Raw genomic sequence first — 20,997 nt, 5'->3', positions numbered from 1 at the left:
GGATTGTCTAAGGGGAGGTCAGTCAACGGTCACCTGTTCGGCATAACGCTGGAAACCGTTTCTCCCAGCCTCCTTGACACGATAAAGGGCGATGTCGGCCTTTTTCAGCAAGGTATCGTTGTCGTCACCATCATCGGGAAAATCGGCTATACCCAAACTTGCTGTGACACTCAAGACATGGCCGTCGCAGACAAAGGGTTCCCGAAAGGCTTCCACTATCTTGCCGGCTACCACGGACACCCCGTCCGGGTGATTAACAAGGGGAAACAATATCACAAATTCATCGCCACCCATGCGAGAGACCGTGTCACTTTTTCGTAACAGGGTGTTGAGCCTCTCGGCCACCCCCTTCAGGAGCAGGTCACCCATGCTGTGTCCCAGGGTATCATTGATATCCTTGAAGCGATCGAGATCAAGAATCATAAGCGACCCCCTGGTGCCGCTGCGGTGACAGGAAACCAGCGCCTGGTTCAGTCGCTCGCTGAGAAGCACCCTGTTTGGAAGGCCGGTCAGGGCGTCATGGAATGCTAGGTGCCGGATAGTCTCCTGTTGCTGCCGTTGTTCGGTGATGTCATTCATCATGATGACATACCCCACCAATGCCGCCTGACGGTTCAGTATACTTGACAGATTGGTCTGATAGTAACGGGTCTGCCCGTTTTGCGAAATTTGGCCGACAAAGGACGCCTTGCCTCGCTTACAGGCATGCTCAAGAGCGCCCTGCAGAGTTTCGGCGATTTCGCCTTCCAGTGCCTTCAGCTCAAAAATCTTGCTGCCGGTGGCCGAAAAAGGGAAACAGGCAAGTACCTGCTCTGCCACCGGATTTAAATACTTGACACCAAACTCCGAATCAGTGGCTATGATAGCCGTGTCGGTTACCGATCTGAGAATGCTGTCGAGAAAGGCTGACTTGTTCAGGAGATCATTGGCGGTCTGCTGAAAAATATCCTCCTTTTCCCGAATGATCTCCTTCAGGGATTCGATGTACTCCCCTTCCAGACCCTTAATCACATCGGTCTGGGTAATGATGCCGGCGGTCCCCCCTTCGTCGTTCACCACCACGACCCTCCGTATCCCCTCCTGTTTCATGAGGGCGGCAGCCTTGTGGACCGTATCACCGGCCTGAATGACCCGTACCGGACTGCTCATGACAGATCCTGCCGAGACCGTCTCCGACTGAACCCCCTCAGCCACCAACCTGGCTACATCCCGCTCCGTGATAATGCCGGCCGGCCGGCCGGCTTGTTCCACAATCACGCAGCTGATATCGGACCGGGCCATGATCGCCAGCGCTTCAGAAAGTTTTGCTCCAGGTGCGATGCAGGCGACATCACTTGTCATTATCTGCTGAATCTTCCTCAGCTCCATGAAATATTCGAGGCCAAGGAAGCTTATGATATCGGACTGGCTCAGAACCCCCAGCAGCCTGCCGCCTTTGTCCACCACCACTTGATGGCGAATCCTGTTGGCTATCAAGAGACTGTAGGCCTCAAATACCGTCAGATGTCCGGCAATTGAGACCACCGGACTGGACATGAATGAGCAGATGGGAAGATTTTTGGAGGCTTCATAGCGGTCGGATAGCTTCACCAGGTCCCGCTCCGTGAATATACCGAGAGGCTTTTTCTTTTCTTCTACAACCACACAGCTTATGCCGTTGCGGGACATGATGCCAACTGCCTCGGCCACGGTCGCATCGGCGCTGACGCTGATGACTTGCCGTGAAACTATCTGCCTGATTTTTGTCTTGTGGAGATTTGCGGCCACGTTCTCTTACCTTCCGACTCCAGAGTATTCCCGACCAAACATACTACGCCAACCTGACTATATTACTTCACAATATCTGAGCCACGACTCCAGAAGGTTGCGACCGGGTCCTGCTGAAATGAGTCTAAGGGGTCAAACTTGACAAACGGAAATCCCCAAATCATCGCTCAAAAAAAATGCCATCCATCAGCACATTGCTGACCAGGCGGCATTATCGATCCATTATCCCTCTACCCATCTCAAATCCCTCACTTTAACCGCCTTAAACCAGGCGCATGAAAAATGTCCTGACTATTTACACTGCCGACACCCGACATGTCAATGCAACATTGCGTCAACATTGGAAAAACCATCGCGCCCGGTGACCAATGTTATCGGCGCGGCGGCGTCCACGTGACCCGGTGGTATCGCTTCGCTCGACCACCGGCTAATTGCTGTGAACCCTCCGGGTTCTGCTGTCGCATCCCGGCGGGATGCTGGCTTGTGGCCGGTGATTGAGGCTGTCAGCCGAGATCCCCAGTAGACGGCGAAACCTACCACCCCCGGCCCCTTAGTCCCGTTGTTTGGGTCCTCCTTAAGCAAGGAGGTGAGCTTAAGACCAAAACGGGCGGCCACAAGGGCCGCCCCTATCAATAATCTATAGGATTTCGGGATTGGTCTTCCCCCCTTTCGCCGCCGCCGGAGCGCGGTGGACGTTTGGCGATAACGGCGGACAAATGTCTGAGCGCAGCGAGTTTTTGTCCGCCCGCCAAACGTCTGCCGGACGCAGGGAACCCGCGTAGAGGGCCAGACGATTGGGGTGCCTTTTCTTGCCTACTTCTTTCCGGCAAGGAAAAGAAGTAGGGCGTCGTTGGGGGCGCAACCCCCGGAACTTGTTCGGTTGAAATCGGAAGGACAAAGCGGGCAGCCACAGGGAGCCGCCCCTGTCACGTAGCCAACTCACTAACAGTGAAATGAAGTCAGCACAAAAGACCTTTACAGAGAATAAAGCCGTGCTAAACTGGAACGATTGCATCAAATCTGACTCCAGAAGGTAGCCATGACCCCGGAAGAACTGCATCAGCGCCTGCTTGATCCGCATGTCTACCCCTCCCCGCCCGGCACGATCGAACTTCGCGAAACCCATGCTTCCTGTGTTTATCTGACCGATCAAAAGGTCTACAAGATCAAAAAACCGGTCAATCTCGGCTTTCTCGACTTTAGCACCCTTGAGCGGCGCCACCATTTTTGTCAACAGGAAATCCTGCTCAATCGCCGTTTTGCGCCGGATACCTACCTTGGCGTCGTGCCGATCCGCCTCCATAACGGCGAGCTCTTGATCGACGGCCAGGAGGGGGAGATTATCGAATACGCCGTGGTCATGAGCCGCCTCCCGGAAGAGCGGATGCTCGACCGCCTCGTCGAACGCAACGATCCGAGTCTGCCGGAGGAAGTGGTGCGGCTCGGCACTTCTCTGGCGCAGATGCATCAGGACTGTCAGATCTGTCGGGGAGATGCTGAGGATGTGGCAACGGTGGTGCAACGCAACTGGGAAGAGAACTTTAACCAGACTGAACAGTACGCCGGTGTGACGATTCGATCGGAGGCTCTCGACCTGCTCCGGGAGCGCATGCATCTGGCCATCGATAATCTGCGACGCCAGATGCAGGAGCGGGAAGCCGCCGGCCGGGTACGCGACGGGCATGGCGATCTGCACGCCGACCATATCTGCCTCACCTATCCGATCTGCATCTACGATTGCATCGAATTCAACCGCCGCTTTCGTGTCGGTGATATCCTTGCCGACCTTGCCTTTTTGCTGATGGATCTCGACAAACGGGGGAGGCAGGATCTCGCCAGGATCATCGAACAGACCTGGAGCTCCCTTCTGGGTGAGGAGATCGACCCGGCCCTGCTGCGTTTTTACGAAATCTATCGGGCTTTTGTGCGCGGCAAGGTAAACAGCTTCCTCGTCGATGATCCGGAACTGCCGGAAAAAGAGCAGATGGCGGCAAGACAACGCGCCAAAGAATACTTTGACCTCGCCCTCGGTTATCTGGTTCCTCCCACCCTCTTCATTACCTGCGGCACGATGGGGGTCGGCAAGACCACGCTCAGTCGTGCCTTGTCCCTGGCGGTCAGAGGGACGCATCTGCGCTCTGACATCGTCCGCAAGGAGTTGTTCGGACTCGATCCCCGCCAGCATCACCCCGCGGCCTTTGGTGAGGGACTGTATGCTCCGGTCCGTTCGCGCCAGACCTATGAGCAGTTGCTTAAACTAGCTGGCAGCGAAATTGCCACCGGACAGAGCGTGATTGTCGATGCCGCCTTTGGCGATCAAGAAGAACGCCAGCGCTTCCGTCAACTCGCATCCGCCGCCGGTCTTCCTTTTGTCCTGCTTTATCTTCATTGTGACGAAGAACTGACCCGCCAACGCCTGACACAACGCTGGGAGGAGGGGACTGATTCCTCGGACGGCCGACCGGAAATTTTGCAGCAGCAGCTGAGCAGCTTCGTTCGTCCCACGGCCAAAGAGAATGCCATCACCATCGATACCGGCAGGGAGTGCCACGACAACATCCAGGTGATTTTGCTTAATCTTCTAGAAAAAAATAATATTATTGGAGTCTTACGTTGAAAGAACAGTGGGAAAACTTAAAGGAAACGGTAAAAAACGAGGCGGCTGATCTCGACGGGCTCATAGCGGAATGGCAGAAAGAGTACACTACAAAGGGAAGACGTATTTTCTGTGCGGCGCAATGCTCGAACTGTTGCACTCTCTTTGTGCAGTCGACCCTGGTGGAAGCGCTACTCGTTGCCGAGGAACTCGATGCGATGCAAGCGTACAAGCTGCAGGAATATGTTTTGCGACAGCGGGAGAGCCTGTCCGGTGCCGGCGACTTTCTCAGTGTCCTGCGCAAGCAGCGCTCGGCTATCGGCCCCTGCCCTTTTCTTGACGGCAGCGGTTGTTGCAGTATCTATGCGCAGCGCCCCCTTGCCTGTCGTGCCCTCCTCTCCACCAAACCGGCTGAATGGTGCTGTGTCGATTTTTCGACCCTCGATCCGCTCGAGAAGCGTCTTTATCTGGAATCTCTGGAGCGTTCGGTGGTGGCCTATCCCGTGCACTATGTTGCAAGCACACAAAATGCCGCACAGCACGCCGAAACACGGGTGCTCAAACAGATGGAAACCCTGCTCCCCGGAGGGGCGATCAGCGGCAACTTCCCCTTGCTCGTTTATCTTGCCTACACCACCAACCTTGCAGCCCAGATCAACAATGGAATGGCGAAGACCTGGACGCAGAAAGTGCAATCCAGCGCCTTCTTCCATCCCCTCCTGCTCAACATCTTAAATGACAAACAGGAGCTCAATCCTCCTTTAAACATCTAACCAGGGGGCATTGACCCTTAATTTGACGAGGTGACAGGTGCAGTAGGCAATTCAGCTGTTGGCAGCGGCGGCAGTTCCGGAAGCCGGTTGAGGGCGGCGACATATCTATCAAGATCAAAAGGTCTGCCCTCCTTGAGCACCTCGAAAACTTCGACAACAACAACATTACCGATCAGCTCTTTCCCGGCTTGGATTGAAAACCCTTCCGAAACCAGACGAGCTAAAGTTTGCTTGATTTCCGGCGGGTCATTGGCTTCAATTTGATTTTCGACAACTTCAATAATGGCGCGTTGCAATCGCTGATTGTGTTTCATCCTGTTTCCCTTCATCGAAATAAACGGCGGCAATAAATTCAGGCCGGGCGCAGGGGAGCAATATACAAAATCAGTTACATCCTGACCAGCACAATTTCTAGCACTCTATCCACATCCCCTGTGGATAACATTGCGGGAAAAGATACAACTAAGGGGTGACAAGTCCGGATAAATGGAGGGAATAGGATTTTGCCTATTTATTACACAGAAGATAACTGTATGTTTTTCAATGTTTTTTTAATAATTTAAATTACGCCTTAAAATATTTGATAACCCTTTGATTTTACGATAAAGAAAATTTTTTAATGATTTATCGACTAAGTTCCCAGCCAGTCGGTGGGAATACATGACAACGGCGAGACCGGAAGGGGGACAGTGGCTCATCAAACGTCTTGACTCGAATACCTCTCCGTATAAAGCTGTCTTGCCAACCTGTCAATCAGCCGCCCCTTTGACGACCGCTGACCGAAAGTATAACCGACTTGTTCACAGTGGCAAGCGCAGGCCTGTCATCGTCAATGCTGCGGATGGACTGTGGATACTCCTATCGAGCAAGGAGTGCAGGAAAAATAAAAACCTCCGCCGCTAACGGCCCATTGACCTCCAACGTTTCAATGGTCAGAAGGGAAATCTTACTCCCACCGGCAAAGTTGGTCAGGAGCCTGGGGAAGAGGACGCCGTTGGCCGCGCGGAAGTCGGCATATTCAGTAGCCAGTTCGGTCGACCCCATTGTCCCCATCGAAAACTCGGCCGCCACCCGATGGATCAAATGGCTGTCTCGGTCGACATAAACCCGCAGTTGTGGAGCACCGGCGGCCGTGATCAAGAGAAGATCATAGAGGCGCCCCTCCAACTCCTTTATTCCCCCCTCCTGCGCCGTGCAACTCAGATCGGCCAGACACATCGGAACATCCAGATAACTGTACTGGTAGCGCATCGAACTGAGGGAGATCGGCTTGGCCGGATAGAAACGGTCACCGGCCCCCTGCCAGCCTTGGTCGCCAGCAAGAACCCGAATCTCTCCCCCCTGTTCCGGACGGATCTCGATCCGCAAAGAGCCGGGACGCTGCATAATGCGGGCGTAGCCGCCGGACACCTGGCGCAGGTCATCATTGATCCGGCCCCGCGCCACGACCGTGCGCACTTCTGACAGCGCCTTGCTGCCGCCATAGGCGTCGAGCATGGCGGTAATGAGCGGCGATCTGCCGGTCTCAGCGGACAATCTTGCAGGGACAGCGGGATTACAGCCGGAAAGAGTCATCGTGACAAGGGCAAAAAAAGCAGAGAGGAACAGAGCGGTGGACTTCAGTCGCTGACAATACATCATCTTTCCCTTCAATGAAAACGGCACGATCTCCCTGCGGTCGTCACACGTTATCCTGATTCAATATGTTCCTAATACTTCAAACCGGGAAACTCGGCAATTACCCCTATCGAGAACCAGGAACAGCCGGACGGCGCGCCCGCGGAAGCCCTTGCACCACCAGCCGGTACGATTCGTCTATCATCCCCTGCACCTCCTCGTCCGGCAGGGAGCCATCGAGGATGACGGTATTCCAGTGACGCTTGTTCATATGGTAGCCGGGAATAACGGCCGGATATAGTTCGCGCAGCACTTCGGCCTGTTCCGGCAGCGCTTTGAGGTTGAGGCGCAGCGGCTCTTCATCGATCCCGACCAAGGCGAACATCTTGCCACCGACCTTGACCACCAGGGTGACAGTGTCAAAGGGGAAGTCTTCGACGGCGCCCGGCTTGCTCAGCAGGTACGTGCGGAGGGTGTTGAAATCCATGGAGGATCTCCTGTAGTGGCCGATTGTCACGACGATTTGGATGGCAAGATCGGGGACGTTAAAGGGGGCAGGCTACTTTTCCAAGCCAGTTCCAAAGAAAGTCTTTCCCCTTTTGTGTCCCTCTTTTCTCAATGTTTACCGATCTTGCAGGTTCCGCTGTCACAGTTGTGTCTTTTCGGCAAAAAGGGACGGATTGCCGCGAAGCCCTTATACACAAGACGTGCAATAGGGTTCACGACCGGCAGGGTGATGATCGTCCCCATCAAACCATAGACTGTGCGAGCTGGAAACGCCTGCCAGATAGCCCAGAAGGCCTCGACTCCTTTATATGTCTCCCCCTTCTGGTCAATAACGTGCAGCTCATACATAAAAACATCCAGGGGGATGCGATAAGGCTCTGGGTCGAAATCGTGAGCGCTAATATCCACGCCCAGGAGTTTACCGCCATGCTGCCGCTGCAAATAATGACGGATCTCCCTGGCGCAGACAGAGCATGACCCATCATAGAAGATCCTGATCGGGAATTGCGGCGATTTCGGCATGGACGTCAGTACTCCCTTAGCGACACTGTTCGCAACGGTTGCTGTTGATGCCGATTAACTGACAGTGACAGACAGCACAAGCATTCAACCATTCCGGGTGACCGGCATCGTTCGCCCGTTTGAGGGCTTCAAGCCTCAGAACCTCCTGCTCCATCTCTTCGTTGTACTGCATCTCAAACATTCAGACCTCCTCCACCTCTTCCCCCAAATCTTCGGCAATCAGCCGGAACTGCTCCAGCGCCGCCTGGAGATCCTCAACGATCTCCAGCGCCAGGATGCCCGGTGCCGGCAGGTTGTCCGAATCTTCCAGCGAATCGTCCTTGAGCCAGAAGAGATCGAGACTGGCTTTATCGCGGACGACGAGATCGGCGTAGTCGTAACAGCGCCAGCGGCCGTCGGGGGTCTCGGCGCTCCAGGTGGCGGTGCGAGTCGGCGCGGTGCAGAGCTGGACGAACTCGTCGAGGTCTTTGCGCTGCAGCGGATTGGTCTTGAGGGTGTAATGCTGGTTGGTGCGCAGGTCGTAGATCCACAGCTTGCGCGTCCACGGCGTCTCGCTGGCCGGTTTGCGGGTGAAGAAGAGGACGTTCGCCTTTACTCCTTGGGCATAGAAGAGGCCAGTCGGCAGGCGCAGCAGGGTGTGGACGTCGCACTCATGCAGCAGCTTGCGGCGGATGGTCTCTCCTGCCCCGCCTTCGAAGAGCACGTTGTCGGGGACGACCACGGCGGCGCGGCCGTGCTGCTTGAGCAAAGTCTTTACGTGCTGCATGAAGTTGAGCTGCTTGTTCGAGGTGGTGGCCCAGAAGTCGTCGCGCTCGATGGTCTCGGTCTCGCGGTTGATCTTGCCGTCTTCGGCGACGATGGTGGTGCTGCTCTTCTTGCCGAAGGGGGGATTGGTGAGGATGATGTCGAACCTCGTCCCCGGATCGGCGGCGAGCGAATCGGATACCAGCAGCGGCAGGTCGGTATCGAGTCCGCCGATGCCGTGCAGCATCAGGTTCATGGCGCACAGGCGCGCCGTGCTCTGCACCAGCTCCCAACCCTTAAAGGTCCCTTCTTTGAGATTCTTGAGCTCGTCCTTGGTCATGTGCGGATGACCGGCAACGATGGCATCGTGGGCGGCAAGGAGAAAGCCGCCAGTGCCGCAGGCCGGGTCGCAGATTGTCTCCCCCGGCTTCGGGGCAATGACGTCGACGATCGCCTGGATCAGCGGCCGTGGGGTAAAGTACTGCCCGGCACCGCTCTTGGTGTCCTGGGCATTCTTCTCCAGCAGCCCTTCGTAGGCGTCCCCCTTGACATCGGCGCTCATCACCGACCAGTTCTCCTTGTCGATGAGATCGACGATCAGACGGCGTAGCTTGGCCGGGTCCTGAAACTTGTTCTGCGACTTATTGAAGATCAGCCCGAGCAGGCCCTTCTCGTTGCCGAGGTTTTCCAGGGTGTGGCGGTAGTGGTCGAAGAGCTCATCGCCGTCCTTCTTCACCAGCGTCGGCCAGGCCCATTTCAGCGGGACGGTGCTGGGATGGTTGTAGGGCGCTTTGGTGCGCTCATCGGCCATCTTGAGGAAGAGGAGATAGGTGAGCTGTTCGACGTAGTCGCCGTAGCTCATGCCGTCGTCGCGCAGGACGTTGCAGAAGTTCCAAAGTTTGCTGACAATTGCGGCGGGGGTCATGTTTAATCGTTGCTCCGGTTGATGAGATTGACAATGACTTTAACGATGGTCTCTTTCTCGTCGGGACGGCTCTCGGCGATGAGGAGCGTCAGCGCCACCAGGGCATTGTCGGCGAGGCGCTTGGAGCCGTCAGGTCGATAGAGGATGGCGTTGCCGGCGAGAAAGTAGATAAAGAGGGCAGCGGCGATGCGCTTGTTGCCGTCGCTGAAAGCGTGGTTCTTGACGACGAAGTAAAGGAGGTTGGCCCCCTTCTCCTCGACGCTGGGGTAAAGTTCTTTACCGTCGAAGGTCTGGTAGATGGTGCCGAGGGCACTCTTGAATCCCTGATCCTTCTCGATGCCAAAGAGCCCGTCGAACTCCCCCTTCATCGCCTTGACCAGAGAGATTCCCTCTGCGTAGTCGATGACGCGCAGCGTCTGGCCGGTCGTCCCCTCGATACTCAGGGTGCCGTGATCGTAACGGTCGAGGGTGGCGAGGGCGTAGGCGTAATCGTTGATCACCCGCAGCACATCCTTGCCGGTCTCGGTGACCAGCTCCTGCGTCATCAGGGTACGGGCGAGGAGATCGACAGTCTGGCGCAGATCGTGGAGTTTGGCGGTTTCATCGTGCAGTCGCTGCTCATGGATGGTGTAGCCCTTGACCAGATGATCTTTAAGAACCTGGGTTGCCCAGATGCGAAACCGGGTCGCTTTGTCAGAATTCACCCGATAACCGATCGAAATGATCATGTCCAGATTGTACGCAACTTCGGTTCTGCTCACCGAGCGCTCGCCTTCGCGACGAACTCTTTCCATTTTGGAAACAGTTGCCTCGGCAGCAAGTTCTCCGGAAACGACAATGTTACGCACATGCTTGGAAATCGCGGGGACCTTGACGTCAAAAAGATCGGCCAATTGCTTTTGAGTCAGCCAAACAGTATCGTGATCAAGATGAACCTCGAGCGCTGTTGCGCCGGTTTCTGCCTGATAAATGACGATATCGCCTTTCTCGGAGTCCATATTACAACGTTCCTTTGACTGTTACGTCATTACTGAACTACCGTGAATTTATCGGTAGTTCCAGTTCGTGCAAAAAATGCAACAACAGAGAAAGTTATACGGAAATTCCGGATAACAGATGCATTCCGATCTTACACGACTTGATACCGCGCACCGCGCTTCTCCCCCGTCTGCCGCACCTTCCCTTGCCGCTTCAGTTCCTGAATCGCCGCATTCCACTGGCCGGTGGAGAGACCCAGAGGATCGGCCAAGTCGGGGCGGGCATAATCGCGGCCGGAGTGCATGGCGGCGAAAAGAGCGGCGGTGATGTCGTCGAGGCAGGTGAAATTGTCGCTGACTGCAGGTGCCGGTGCGGTTTCTCGCAGGGGCACGGCGTGCCGTGCCCGCTTTGAACGTTCGGATTGAGACAAGGGCACGGCATGCCGTGCCCCTACATTTGCATTCGTCCGTATCCGCTCCAGCAGCACGCTGGCCGGTTCGTCGTTGGGATCCTGGTGAACAAGTTGGCCGGAGAAGGCTTGTTTGAGGATCGATTGGCGCAGGCGGTCGGCGCGGCGGAGGTTGGCGTCGACCTGGGCTTCGGCATTAGCAACGATTGTGAGGCATCGTTCTACTTCGGCAACGATTCGAAGTTGTTCTGTATATGGCGGAAGAGGGAACTCAACGGTCGAAAGCCTACCAAGACTTAAATGTGCAATATTCGTTGTAATCGTACCTTCATCGACAAATCTTCCAGCACGCATATTATGGCGACTAACAATAAGTGCGAACTCAACACTAACACCTTCAACGGCCCTGAATCGAATTAATGTATTTGTAAAACAAGCACCTGGCAACTCTCCGCGATAAATCGCTGGACGTCCTAACAACTCAGGGCTTTGTCCTTCATTGAGAAGTAAGTCGCCAGTTTTAAGCTCGTACTTTTCAAAATCGTCCGGAGGAAAATCCATTTCCATCACGTCGCTGAGATCAATCCGATCCTCGAATACATTTTGAACCCTTAGATATTTTCGCATGTTCGCGCCCGTGTGGTACTTGGGGGCACGCTGTCTACCGAGATTCAGACGTCCTACTTGCCCATATCTCGCCCACACCCACCCTGTCGGCAATTCCGAAAGATTGATCGTATCCAGCTCAACGGATTCTTTGAACTTCCCCACCACCTTGCGCCTCTCGGACAGAATCCGCTCCAGCAGTTTGTCGGCAGGTTCAACATCAGGATGTTGCTTACGCCATTCTTCGGTGATCTTGCCTTCGACGGCGGCCTTGAGGACGGCGGCTTTGTAGCGCTTGAGGTTGGCCTTGACGCGCTTGAGGTTGGAAACAGCTTCGTCGAGGCGAGAGAATTGTTTTTCGATCTCCGCGACGATGCGGGTTTGTTGCGCCATAGGCGCAATTGGCAGACTAAATTTCCTCAAAAACTGAAAATGTCTGCTGTATCCACGGCTTGGGATTTGTAGAGATGTCAGAAGATAATAGAAAAATTTTGAGTCGTAGCAATTTGCCGATTTTAGTATTTTGATGCCTTCGGCACCTACCGCAAAACGTTTATCTACAAATTTAATTGCACGTGTATGGTCACCAAAAAGAACAACAGGTAGTTCCCCGACAAACGCCAAGTCATCATCGTTGGTATAGCCACCAATGAAATCCTGGCCTTGGTCAATAACGGGGATTTTGCCCTGTTCCAGATAATCGCGCTGCTTTAACCGCCTACCTGCGTCAGACGCGACCGACACCACTTCCAAGAAAGACGCTACGTCCCAGCCAGTTGGCACCTTTGGAATGTCTGGTTCAAAAACTATTTTTTCTTCTTCGCTCACGCCTTCAACGCCTCATTCCACCAACGATTTCGTATGGGCACGGCGTGCCGTGCCCAGATTTTGTGCCCTGATAATACCGATCAATCAACCCGGAAAAACCGGGCACGGCACGCCGTGCCCCTACAATGATGGTTTTTATCGTGTCGGGTGGTTTTCGTCTTCGATCCATTTGGCCGGATTATCGGCAATGTATTGCCGGATACCGTCCAATTCACGTTCGTTGCGGATGACCCGTTCGTAATAATTACGCTGCCAGACCGGCGCGCCGGGATTGTTGTGCAGAATATTGATGCGTTTGCTAACGGCGGATTTGAATGACCGGATCATGGTCGCCAACGAACCGGCGACGGGTTGACCGAAAAATTCCACCGTAAGGGCACGGCGTGCCGTGCCCTGTTCCACCGCGACGTCATCATCAAGGGCACGGCACGCCGTGCCCCTACAATCATCGATCATCAATACCGCATGAAAATGATTCGGCATCACGATGTATTCGTCCAACACCACGTAATCCCGCAATTCGGCGGTCAACAACCATTCTTCCTGAGCGATTTTCCCATGTACGTTCAACCGCATCACCCCGTCCACGACCTCGCCAAACAGACATTCCCGTTCGAACGCACAAATCGTCACGAAATACGCGCCGGCGCGGGTGTAATCGTAATCATTAAGGCGGATGGAACGCCGGCGATGAAAATTCGGATTAAACGTCATGTTCCCCCTCCGTAGGGGCACGGCGTGCCGTGCCCTGAATCAACCGACAATTGCAATCGGGCACGGCACGCCGTGCCCCTACGTTACGCGGCCAATGTTTCGTTCAATTCATCAAGAATCACGTTCAAATCATCCCCAAACAGCTGCCAAACCCTGCCAATCCCACCCTCCTGCGCAAAGGGCGCATAATCGAAATCCTCCGTCTCGATCTGCAGATTCGCCGCAATATGATCGCGAATCATCTCCAGCCACTTGCGCTGTTCGGAGGTAAAGCGCCGCCCGCTGACCTGCTGCTGCTCGACCCAGGCGCGGAAGTTGACCTGCACCTTCTCGGGAAAGGGCACCAGCTCGTTCTCCTGATGCATGGCAAAGCGCACCAGCGAGACCAGATCGGTCAAGATGTGATTGGCCGCTGCCCCGCGCACCTTGCCCGCCTCCAGCTTCTGATACGCTGCCCACAGCTCGTCCGGCACCCGCTTCTCCCACCCTTGCGGATGGGTCGAGTAGATACGCAGCTGCTCGACCTGGGCGACCAGCTTCTCAGCCAGCTCGCGCACATCCTCGAACTTCAAGCGCTGTTTATACGGCTTGGAGTAGAGCACCTGCAGTGCGGTGATCTCATCCTTGTTCTCAAGGATAAACTGCTCGAAGGACTCAACCACCCCCTTGGCCTTCTCCTCGGTGAAACCGGAGAAGAGGACCGTATCGAGGCTGACGGTGTCGATGATCTGCTCGTTCTTCTGCTTGATAGCAAAGAGCAGCTCACGCAAATCCGGGTTGCACAAGGGGCGCGCCGCCGCACCGAGAATCTGCGCCGCGGCCTGGCGAATCTGTTTGGCGTCCGGTTCCTGCTGGCCGGAGGCCTGTTGCGCGGCGGCGATGTGCGCATCCGGCTCCAGGGCGGCGACGAGATCCCCGGTGAGCGCCTTCAGGCTCTTGCCGTCGGTCAGCGCCATCACCTGCTTCTGCTCCTGCGGGGTCAGCTTCTTCTCCAACCGCGCTAGCCGCGCCGCCACCGAGGAGATGACGTCGATCTCGCAGTTGCCGAAGGCGACCGCCTGCAGCAGTTTTTCGAAACCGACACTCTTCTTGCGCTCCAGGGGGAGAGAATCGGTCTGGTCCTGCTCGCAGACGCCGACGGCATCGACGATGACAAAGTGATCCTTCCCCTTGGCGTCGGGGGTGACCGCCTGCAGGTCGTTGTCGTTGATGATGCGCACCCCGCGCCCCTTCATCTGCTCGAAGTAGGCGCGCGACTTGACCATGCGCATGAAGAAGACGCACTCCACCGCCTTGATGTCGGTGCCGGTGGCGATCATGTCGACGGTAACGGCGATGCGTGGCATCGGGCTGGTGCGAAAGGCGGCGATGAGGTCTTTCGGCTTCTCGCCACTGGTGCGGTAGGTGATCTTCTGGGCGAAGTCGTTCCCCTTGCCGAACTCTTCGCGGACGATCTTGACGATATCCTCGGCGTGGGAATCGTCCTTGGCGAAGATCAGCGTCTTCGGCACCCAGGTGCGGCCGGGGAAGATCTCAGTAAAGAGCTTGTCGCGAAAGGCGCGGACCACGGTGCGGATCTGGTCGACGCTGACCACGTCGCGGTCGAGCTGGGTGGCGTCGTACGCGAAGTCGTCGTCAAGCTGCTCCCAGCGCACGGCGCGGGTCTCGCGGTCGCGCTTGTCGACATAGTAGCCGGCCTCGACCTTGCCGCCGGTCTCGCCGATCTGCGTGCGGATGCGGTAGACATCGTAGTTGACGTTGACCCCGTCGGCGACCGCCTGCGGGTGGCCGTACTCCATGACCAGATTTTTATGAAAGAAACCGAAGGTCTGCTTGCTCGGGGTGGCGGTGAGGCCGATGAGATAGGCGTCGAAGTATTCGAGGACCTGGCGCCAGAGGTTGTAGATCGAGCGGTGGCACTCGTCGGTGACGATGATATCGAAATCCTCGATGGGGAAATCGGGATTGTAGGCAATCGGCTCCGGGTCCTTGAAGAGGCTGCCGAGTTCGGCGGCCGACTCCTCGTCCAATTCCTCCGGCAGCTCCCGCCCTTTGAGCATCGAGTAGAGGCGCTGGATGGTGCAGATGCAGACCCGCGCCGTGCGATCCATGTGGTTACTGGAGAGATTCTGGACAATGTACTCTTCGCTGAACTTAAAGTTGTTGTAGGGGGAGACGTACTGCTGGAACTCCTTCAATGTCTGCTGGCCGAGGTTGCCGCGATCGACGAGAAAGAGGACCCGGCGCGCCCCGGCGAATTTGATCAGCCGGTAGATGAAGCTGATAGCGGTGAAGGTCTTGCCGCTGCCGGTCGCCATCTGGATCAGGGCGCGCGGCTTGTTCTGCTTGAGGGAGCCTTCGAGGCTGCGGATGGCGACGATCTGCGCCGGCCAAAGGCCGTCAGTTTTCAGCTCCGGCATCGACTGCAGGCGGGCGAGGAAGGTCTGCGGAGGCTCGGCTGCCATTGAAGCGCCGCCAAAATCGGCAGGAAGGCCGTCGGAGATCAGGGAAGCATCGAGCCACTTGGCGAGATTCTCAGGGCGATGGAAGGCAAAGACGTTGCGGGAGCGCGGCTCGGGATCGAGGCCGTTGGTGAAGCGGGTTTCAACACCCGTTGATTCGTAGCAGAAAGGGAGTGGATTGTGCCAGCGCGGCAGACCGGAAGGGAGGCCTTGCGTGTACTTGGCGGATTGAACTTCGACGCCGGTCAGGGTGCTGCCGACCTTCTTCGCCTCGATCACTCCGGCGGCCTTGCCGTCGATGTAGAGGAGGTAGTCGGCGAAACCGAAGCCGGGGAGCGGGAACTCGCGGATCGCCACCCCCCGCGCCGCATGGATGTGCGCGGCACTGGCATCCTGCACCGACCAGCCGGCGGCGGTCAGGAGGGTATCGATCTGAATGCGCGCTTCAGCTTCCGGTGCCGGGGTCAAGGTGCCCTCCCATGGGTAGATGATAAAAACATTCGAATTGTAAAAGCAAAATATACTAAATCATTTTCATCCTGACCAGCTTAATCTCATAGATCTGCATAGTCACTGAAATAGCATATGCACCCCAACGCAAATAGGCCACCTCTTTCGAGATGGCCTAAGTACTTGTTTGTTATGGTCGGGGCGAGAAGATTCGAACTTCCGACCCCCAGCACCCCATGCTGGTGCGCTACCAGGCTGCGCTACGCCCCGACGATGAACGAGGCGGATTATCGGCAAATCAGCCGCCGTTGTCAAGGCATTAATTTACATTATTCGCCGATCGATGACACGTTGCGCCTTGCCTTCGCTGCGGAGAATACTGCTCGGTTCCACCAGCTTGACTTTGACACCGATACCGAGGGCATTGGCAAGACGTTTTTCTGCGGCCAGGACAAATTCCCGCTGCCGCTTCATTTCATCAAAGAAGATCGACTCATTGACTTCGACCTGAACTTCGAGGCGATCGACATTATCGATCCGCTCAATCACCAACTGATAATGGGGTTCACACCCCTCGACCTGAAAAAGGATCTCTTCGATCTGGGTGGGGAAGACGTTGACCCCTTTGATAATTAACATATCGTCGCTGCGCCCCATGGTCTTCTGCATCCGCACCAGAGTCCGTCCGCAGGCGCAGGGAGCATAGTCGAGGCGGGTGATATCGCGGGTGCGGTAACGGATCATCGGGAAGGCCTCTTTGGTCAAAGAGGTCAAGACCAGTTCGCCGACACTGCCGGGCGGAAGGACTTCACAGGTCTGGGGATCGATAATCTCGGCGATAAAGTGATCTTCGAAGATGTGCATGCCGCATTTCTGCAGGCAATCGCCGGCAATCCCCGGCCCCATGACTTCGGAGAGGCCGTAATTGTCAGTGGCAACAATATGCAGACGCTCTTCGATCTGCCGCCGCATCTCTTCGCTCCACGGCTCGCCGCCAAAGAGGCCGACGCGCAGACTCAAATCCTGCGGCTTGACCCCGAGCTTCTCCATGCGATCAGCGATAGTCAGGGCATAGGAGGGGGTGCAGACGAGGACGCTGGTCTTGTAATCCTGCATGATCATGATCTGCTTGTCGGTATTGCCGCCGGACATGGGGATGACCGAAGCGCCGATCGTTTCGGTGCCGTAATGGAGGCCGAAGGCGCCGGTAAAGAGTCCGTAACCAAAAGCGATCTGCACGACGTCATCGTGCGTCACTCCGGCGGCGGTCATGAAGCGGGCCACCAGATTCGACCAGGTATCAAGATCGTGGCGGGTATAGCCGACGACGGTCGGTTTGCCGGTGGTGCCGCTCGAAGAATGAATGCGCACCACTTCCCGCAGCGGCACGGCAAACATGCCGTAAGGATAGTTAAGACGCAGATCCTCCTTCTCGGTAAAGGGGAGGCGGCTCAGATCGGCGAGGGATTGAATATCCTCGGGAATAATGCCGGCGGCATTGAACTTATTACGGTAACAGGAAACATTCTTGTAGACGCGATTGAGGGTCGCCTGCAGACGCTCAAGCTGCAACTGTTCAAGTTCTTCCCGCGGCATACATTCGTGTTGACGATCCCAGATATTCATAGCAGACCTCACTTCTCCCAGATCTCTTTCTTCTCTTTACCAAGATAAGCCCGCTGCACTTCCGGATTATCGAGAAGTTCAGACGCAACTCCAGACAGGATGACCTTGCCGGTCTCCAAAACATAGCCCCGGTCGGCCAGTTTCAAGGCAGCTTTGGCATTCTGCTCAACGAGGAGGATGCTCGTCCCCTTGTCACGGCACAGGGCGGCAATGACGCCGAAGATCTCCTGCACGACCAAGGGGGCGAGCCCCATGGAGGGTTCGTCAAGGAGGAGAACTTTCGGTTTGGCCATCAATGCCCGGCCGATGGCGAGCATCTGCTGTTCGCCGCCGGAGAGGGTGCCGGCAAGCTGTTTGCGGCGTTCACGCAGGCGCGGAAAGAGGATGTACATCTCCTCCAGATCCGCCCGAATGACTTTACGTGACTCGCGCCGCCGGAACCGGAGATAAGCGCCGAGTTCGAGATTATCCTCCACCGTCAGCGGTTTGAAGACCTGCCGCCCTTCCGGGACCTGCGAGATGCCGAGTTCGACGATCCGCTCCGGCTCACACCCTTCGATCCGCTGCTGGTCGTAAAGGATCTCCCCGGATCGGGCGGGAGTGACCGCCGAGAGGGTATTGAGCAGCGTCGTCTTGCCAGCGCCATTGGCACCGATGAGGGTGACGATCTCACCGCGATCGAGATGCAGGGAGACATTCTTCAGGGCGTGGACGGCGTTGTAATAGGTATTGATATTCTTGATTTTGAGAAATTCCATCGGCCCTACCCTTCCCCAAGATAAGCGGCGATCACCGCGCTATTGTCCTGAATCTGTCGCGGTGTCCCCTCGGCGAGCTTCTGGCCGAGATTGAGGACGACGATGGCGTCGCAGACATCCATGACCAGTTCCATGTCATGCTCAACCAGAACGACAGTAACGCCGCTGCTGCGGATCTTGCGGATCAAATCGCCGAGTTCCCAGGTTTCACGACTGTTAAGACCGGCGGCCGGCTCATCCATCAACATTATCTGCGGTTCGAGCGCCAGGGCGCGGGCAATTTCGAGGAGACGCCCTTTGCCGAAAGGGAGGCTGGCAGCGGACTGCTCGGCAAGATCGGCAATGCCGACATAGTCGAGGAGTTCAAGGGCGCGGGCGCGAATTCGCTTCTCCTCAGCCAGATGCCAGGGAAGCTTGAGAGCACAGGCAAGGATGCCGCAACGGCTCTTGGTATGCAGGCCGACCATGACGTTCTCAAGAACGGTCATCTGCCCGAAGAGTTCGATATTCTGGAAGGTACGGACCAGTCCGAGGCGGGCGAGTTGATCGGGGGGCAGGCCGCTGATGTCGCGACCGTTAAACAGGATCTGGCCGGCGGTGCGACTGTAGATGCCGCTGACGATATTAAAGAGAGTGGTCTTGCCGGCGCCGTTCGGGCCGATAACGCCGGTAATCTCCCCCTGACGAATGGTAAAGCTGACCTTGTCGAGCGCGATCAGTCCGCCAAAGACACAGGTGATCTCCTTGACTTCAAGCATCCGCGCCCCCCTTCCCGTTCCAGGACTTGCGGAGATAATTCCAGGCCAGAGTCCCGCCCTGAATCAGACCGCCGGGGAGGAAGATGGTCATGATCATCAGCAGAGCACCATAGAAAACGATGTCGTAATCATGAAAGGTACGGAGGATTTCCGGCAAAAGGGTAATCAGGGTGGCACCGAGGAAGGAGCCGTAGATGCTCCCCAGACCGCCGATTACCACCATGGTCAGGAGTTCAACCGAGAAATGAAAGCCGAAGGTACTGGGAGAAACGAAGGTGATGTAGTGGGCGTAAAGGCTGCCGGCGAGGGAGGAGATCATCGCCGAGCAGGCAAAGATCTGCACTTTGAGGAGACGGGCATTAATACCGAGGACCTGGGCCGCAACTTCGGAATCGTGAATTGCCCGCAAGGCACGGCCGATGCGTGAACGGGCAAGGTTGATCGCCAAAAGCATAACGCCGAGGGTCGCCCCCCAGACCAGATAATAGTTCTTCATATCGCTGTCGAAGCTGAAGCTGCCGACGCTCAGATTGGGGATACCGGGAAAGCCGGAGGGGCCGCCGGTGAGATCGACATATTCGTTGATGACGATATAAACAATGATGCCGAAACCGAGGGTCGCCATCGCCAGGTAATGCCCCTTGAGCTTGAGGATCGGAAAGCCGATGACAAAAGCAAGGGCGCCGATCGCCAAAGCGGCAAAAATCATCGCCAGCCAGGGGTTAAAACCGTGCGTCGTCGTCAGGATCGCCGAGACATAAGCACCGAGGCCGTAAAAGGCGGCCTGACCGAGAGAGATCTGCCCGGCAAAGCCGAGCAGCAGATTTAAACCGATGGCAAGCATGGTATTGATGCCGACAAAGACCAGGACATTGAGGATGTAACCACCCTGAAAGTAGAGGGGGGCAGCGACCAGGACCAAGGCAGCGAAGAGGGCAAATTTTAACAGTTCCCGTTGCATAGCGCTGCTAGACCCTTTCACTTGAACCGCGGCTGAAAAGGCCTTGTGGTCGGAAGAAGAGGATCAAGAGGAGGATGACAAAGGCGACCGCATCTTTATAGCCCGAAGAGAAACCGGCCCCGAGGGATTCGAGGACGCCGAGCAGGAGGCCGCCTATGACGGTGGGGAGACCGCTGCTCATGCCGCCGATGATCGCCGCACAGAATCCTTTGAGACCGAGCATAACCCCGACATCGTAAGAGGTCATGGTCAAAGGGGCGATGATAATCCCGGCCATGGCGCCAATGGCGGAAGAGAGGATAAAGGAGAACATGATCATCCGCCGCACATCGATACCGACCAGTCCGGCGGCGCGGCGGTTGACCGCACAGGCTGACATCGCTTTGCCACTGATGGTGTGGGAAAAGAAGAGCTTGGTGCCGATAATCAGCAAAATTGTGATAGCAAAGATCCACAGATGCTGCGGCAGGAGGGTTGCACCGACAAAGGAGATCGGATCGTCACCGGAGAAGGTCGGCAGGACGTGGGTATCTTTCCCCCAGGCGATCATCGCCACGCCGCGCAGGAAGATACTGCCGCCAATGGTGATAATGACCATATTCATCGGCGTCGGTCGTCGTAAGGGACGAATGGCAAAGCGCTCAAAAAGAACACCACACAGAGCTGTGACCACGACCGCGAGGAGAAAAGCGATCGGTAGTGCCAACCCCTGTTTATGAAAGAAGTAGACCCCCAGCATGCCACCGAACATAACAAACTCCCCCTGGGCAAAATTGATGATGCCGGTGGAGTTATAAATAATGGCAAAACCGAGGCCAATCAGGGCATAGATGGCGCCGGTGGATAAACCGGAAAGGATATATTGCGTCAATTGATCGGTTAAATTCATGCCGTTCCTGTAAAAACCGGCAGCGGAGGCAAAGTATGCGCCTGCGCTGCCGGTTGCTGCTTGCGGAATAAACTGTGAGTTCAATTACGAGGGTGTAGCGGTGTCGT

General features: G+C 56.1%; 19 protein-coding genes and 1 tRNA gene. 2 read left to right on the top strand and 18 right to left on the bottom strand.

Annotation, left to right across the window (positions count from 1 at the left end):
- Positions 1 to 18: 18 nt before the first annotated feature.
- The 3 genes from CVU69_03720 to CVU69_03710 all read right to left on the bottom strand — a co-directional run bounded on the left by CVU69_03720 (position 19) and on the right by CVU69_03710 (position 2,848).
- The gene (locus CVU69_03720; GenBank protein PKN13116.1) at positions 19 to 1,767 is read right to left on the bottom strand and encodes a hypothetical protein; all 1,749 of its coding nucleotides are present in this window, start codon (positions 1,765 to 1,767) and stop codon (positions 19 to 21) included.
- 318 nt (positions 1,768 to 2,085) lie between these two features.
- On the bottom strand, positions 2,086 to 2,400 hold the full coding sequence (locus CVU69_03715; protein PKN13115.1) for a hypothetical protein: 315 nt from the start codon (positions 2,398 to 2,400) through the stop codon (positions 2,086 to 2,088).
- A gap of 4 nt (positions 2,401 to 2,404) precedes the next feature.
- Positions 2,405 to 2,848, bottom strand: coding sequence for a hypothetical protein (locus CVU69_03710; GenBank protein ID PKN13114.1), 444 nt, complete (start codon positions 2,846 to 2,848; stop codon positions 2,405 to 2,407).
- Between CVU69_03710 and CVU69_03705 the strand changes: the two genes are divergently transcribed.
- Both CVU69_03705 and CVU69_03700 read left to right on the top strand, forming a co-directional pair.
- A complete protein-coding gene (locus CVU69_03705; GenBank protein PKN13113.1) occupies positions 2,807 to 4,384 on the top strand; it encodes a kinase in 1,578 nt (525 codons plus the stop codon). The two genes, CVU69_03710 and CVU69_03705, sit on opposite strands and share 42 nt — an antisense overlap.
- Positions 4,381 to 5,136, top strand: a complete 756-nt coding sequence (locus CVU69_03700; GenBank protein ID PKN13112.1) for a hypothetical protein — start codon at positions 4,381 to 4,383, stop codon at positions 5,134 to 5,136. Before CVU69_03705 ends, CVU69_03700 begins: the two co-directional genes overlap by 4 nt.
- A gap of 17 nt (positions 5,137 to 5,153) precedes the next feature.
- On the opposite strand, the gene CVU69_03695 is transcribed toward CVU69_03700, so the two are convergent.
- The 15 genes from CVU69_03695 to CVU69_03625 form a co-directional block, all read right to left on the bottom strand.
- Positions 5,154 to 5,450: a hypothetical protein gene (locus tag CVU69_03695; GenBank protein PKN13111.1), complete on the bottom strand. Its 297-nt coding sequence runs from the start codon at positions 5,448 to 5,450 to the stop codon at positions 5,154 to 5,156.
- Between the two features lie 544 nt (positions 5,451 to 5,994).
- A complete protein-coding gene (locus tag CVU69_03690; protein ID PKN13110.1) occupies positions 5,995 to 6,774 on the bottom strand; it encodes a hypothetical protein in 780 nt (259 codons plus the stop codon).
- A 106-nt stretch (positions 6,775 to 6,880) separates the two neighbouring features.
- Positions 6,881 to 7,240: an MmcQ-like protein gene (locus tag CVU69_03685; GenBank protein PKN13109.1), complete on the bottom strand. Its 360-nt coding sequence runs from the start codon at positions 7,238 to 7,240 to the stop codon at positions 6,881 to 6,883.
- Positions 7,241 to 7,368: 128 nt separating this feature from the next.
- The gene (locus CVU69_03680; GenBank protein ID PKN13108.1) at positions 7,369 to 7,782 is read right to left on the bottom strand and encodes a DUF393 domain-containing protein; all 414 of its coding nucleotides are present in this window, start codon (positions 7,780 to 7,782) and stop codon (positions 7,369 to 7,371) included.
- Between the two features lie 181 nt (positions 7,783 to 7,963).
- On the bottom strand, positions 7,964 to 9,451 hold the full coding sequence (locus CVU69_03675; GenBank protein PKN13107.1) for a DNA methyltransferase: 1,488 nt from the start codon (positions 9,449 to 9,451) through the stop codon (positions 7,964 to 7,966).
- Positions 9,452 to 9,453: 2 nt separating this feature from the next.
- Positions 9,454 to 10,449: a cytochrome C biogenesis protein CycH gene (locus CVU69_03670; GenBank protein PKN13106.1), complete on the bottom strand. Its 996-nt coding sequence runs from the start codon at positions 10,447 to 10,449 to the stop codon at positions 9,454 to 9,456.
- 131 nt (positions 10,450 to 10,580) lie between these two features.
- Positions 10,581 to 12,272, bottom strand: a complete 1,692-nt coding sequence (locus tag CVU69_03665; protein PKN13105.1) for a hypothetical protein — start codon at positions 12,270 to 12,272, stop codon at positions 10,581 to 10,583.
- Between the two features lie 135 nt (positions 12,273 to 12,407).
- Positions 12,408 to 12,986: a transposase gene (locus CVU69_03660; protein ID PKN13104.1), complete on the bottom strand. Its 579-nt coding sequence runs from the start codon at positions 12,984 to 12,986 to the stop codon at positions 12,408 to 12,410.
- An 83-nt stretch (positions 12,987 to 13,069) separates the two neighbouring features.
- Positions 13,070 to 15,916, bottom strand: coding sequence for a type III restriction endonuclease subunit R (locus CVU69_03655; GenBank protein PKN13103.1), 2,847 nt, complete (start codon positions 15,914 to 15,916; stop codon positions 13,070 to 13,072).
- Between the two features lie 175 nt (positions 15,917 to 16,091).
- Positions 16,092 to 16,168, bottom strand: a tRNA-Pro gene (locus tag CVU69_03650).
- A 54-nt stretch (positions 16,169 to 16,222) separates the two neighbouring features.
- Positions 16,223 to 17,524, bottom strand: coding sequence for a phenylacetate--CoA ligase (locus CVU69_03645; GenBank protein ID PKN13102.1), 1,302 nt, complete (start codon positions 17,522 to 17,524; stop codon positions 16,223 to 16,225).
- Positions 17,525 to 17,532: 8 nt separating this feature from the next.
- Positions 17,533 to 18,282, bottom strand: coding sequence for a branched-chain amino acid ABC transporter ATP-binding protein (livF, locus tag CVU69_03640; GenBank protein ID PKN13101.1), 750 nt, complete (start codon positions 18,280 to 18,282; stop codon positions 17,533 to 17,535).
- Between the two features lie 5 nt (positions 18,283 to 18,287).
- Complete coding sequence (gene livG / locus CVU69_03635) at positions 18,288 to 19,040, bottom strand: high-affinity branched-chain amino acid ABC transporter ATP-binding protein LivG (GenBank protein PKN13100.1); 753 nt, start codon at positions 19,038 to 19,040, stop codon at positions 18,288 to 18,290.
- A complete protein-coding gene (locus tag CVU69_03630; GenBank protein ID PKN13099.1) occupies positions 19,033 to 20,001 on the bottom strand; it encodes a branched-chain amino acid ABC transporter permease in 969 nt (322 codons plus the stop codon). Before CVU69_03630 ends, livG begins: the two co-directional genes overlap by 8 nt.
- Before the next feature lie 7 nt (positions 20,002 to 20,008).
- Positions 20,009 to 20,890 carry a branched-chain amino acid ABC transporter permease gene (locus tag CVU69_03625; protein ID PKN13098.1) on the bottom strand — a complete coding sequence of 294 codons (882 nt, stop codon included), beginning with the start codon at positions 20,888 to 20,890 and terminating at the stop codon, positions 20,009 to 20,011.
- Positions 20,891 to 20,997: the final 107 nt, after the last annotated feature.

This window comes from Deltaproteobacteria bacterium HGW-Deltaproteobacteria-4 (assembly GCA_002841765.1).
Lineage (GTDB): Bacteria > Desulfobacterota > Desulfuromonadia > Desulfuromonadales > UBA2197 > UBA2197.
This window is presented reverse-complemented; position numbering and strand designations above follow the sequence as displayed.

Bases quoted from the DNA above. Each gene is read 5' to 3' on its own strand.
- CVU69_03705 (PKN13113.1), top strand. From the start codon at position 2,807: ATGACCCCGGAAGAACTGCATCAGCGCCTGCTTGATCCGCATGTCTAC.
- CVU69_03710 (PKN13114.1), bottom strand. From the start codon at position 2,848: ATGCGGATCAAGCAGGCGCTGATGCAGTTCTTCCGGGGTCATGGCTAC.
- CVU69_03695 (PKN13111.1), bottom strand. From the start codon at position 5,450: ATGAAACACAATCAGCGATTGCAACGCGCCATTATTGAAGTTGTCGAA.
- CVU69_03690 (PKN13110.1), bottom strand. From the start codon at position 6,774: ATGTATTGTCAGCGACTGAAGTCCACCGCTCTGTTCCTCTCTGCTTTT.
- CVU69_03685 (PKN13109.1), bottom strand. From the start codon at position 7,240: ATGGATTTCAACACCCTCCGCACGTACCTGCTGAGCAAGCCGGGCGCC.
- CVU69_03680 (PKN13108.1), bottom strand. From the start codon at position 7,782: ATGCCGAAATCGCCGCAATTCCCGATCAGGATCTTCTATGATGGGTCA.
- CVU69_03675 (PKN13107.1), bottom strand. From the start codon at position 9,451: ATGACCCCCGCCGCAATTGTCAGCAAACTTTGGAACTTCTGCAACGTC.
- CVU69_03670 (PKN13106.1), bottom strand. From the start codon at position 10,449: ATGGACTCCGAGAAAGGCGATATCGTCATTTATCAGGCAGAAACCGGC.
- CVU69_03660 (PKN13104.1), bottom strand. From the start codon at position 12,986: ATGACGTTTAATCCGAATTTTCATCGCCGGCGTTCCATCCGCCTTAAT.
- CVU69_03645 (PKN13102.1), bottom strand. From the start codon at position 17,524: ATGAATATCTGGGATCGTCAACACGAATGTATGCCGCGGGAAGAACTT.
- livF (PKN13101.1), bottom strand. From the start codon at position 18,282: ATGGAATTTCTCAAAATCAAGAATATCAATACCTATTACAACGCCGTC.
- livG (PKN13100.1), bottom strand. From the start codon at position 19,040: ATGCTTGAAGTCAAGGAGATCACCTGTGTCTTTGGCGGACTGATCGCG.
- CVU69_03630 (PKN13099.1), bottom strand. From the start codon at position 20,001: ATGCAACGGGAACTGTTAAAATTTGCCCTCTTCGCTGCCTTGGTCCTG.
- CVU69_03625 (PKN13098.1), bottom strand. From the start codon at position 20,890: ATGAATTTAACCGATCAATTGACGCAATATATCCTTTCCGGTTTATCC.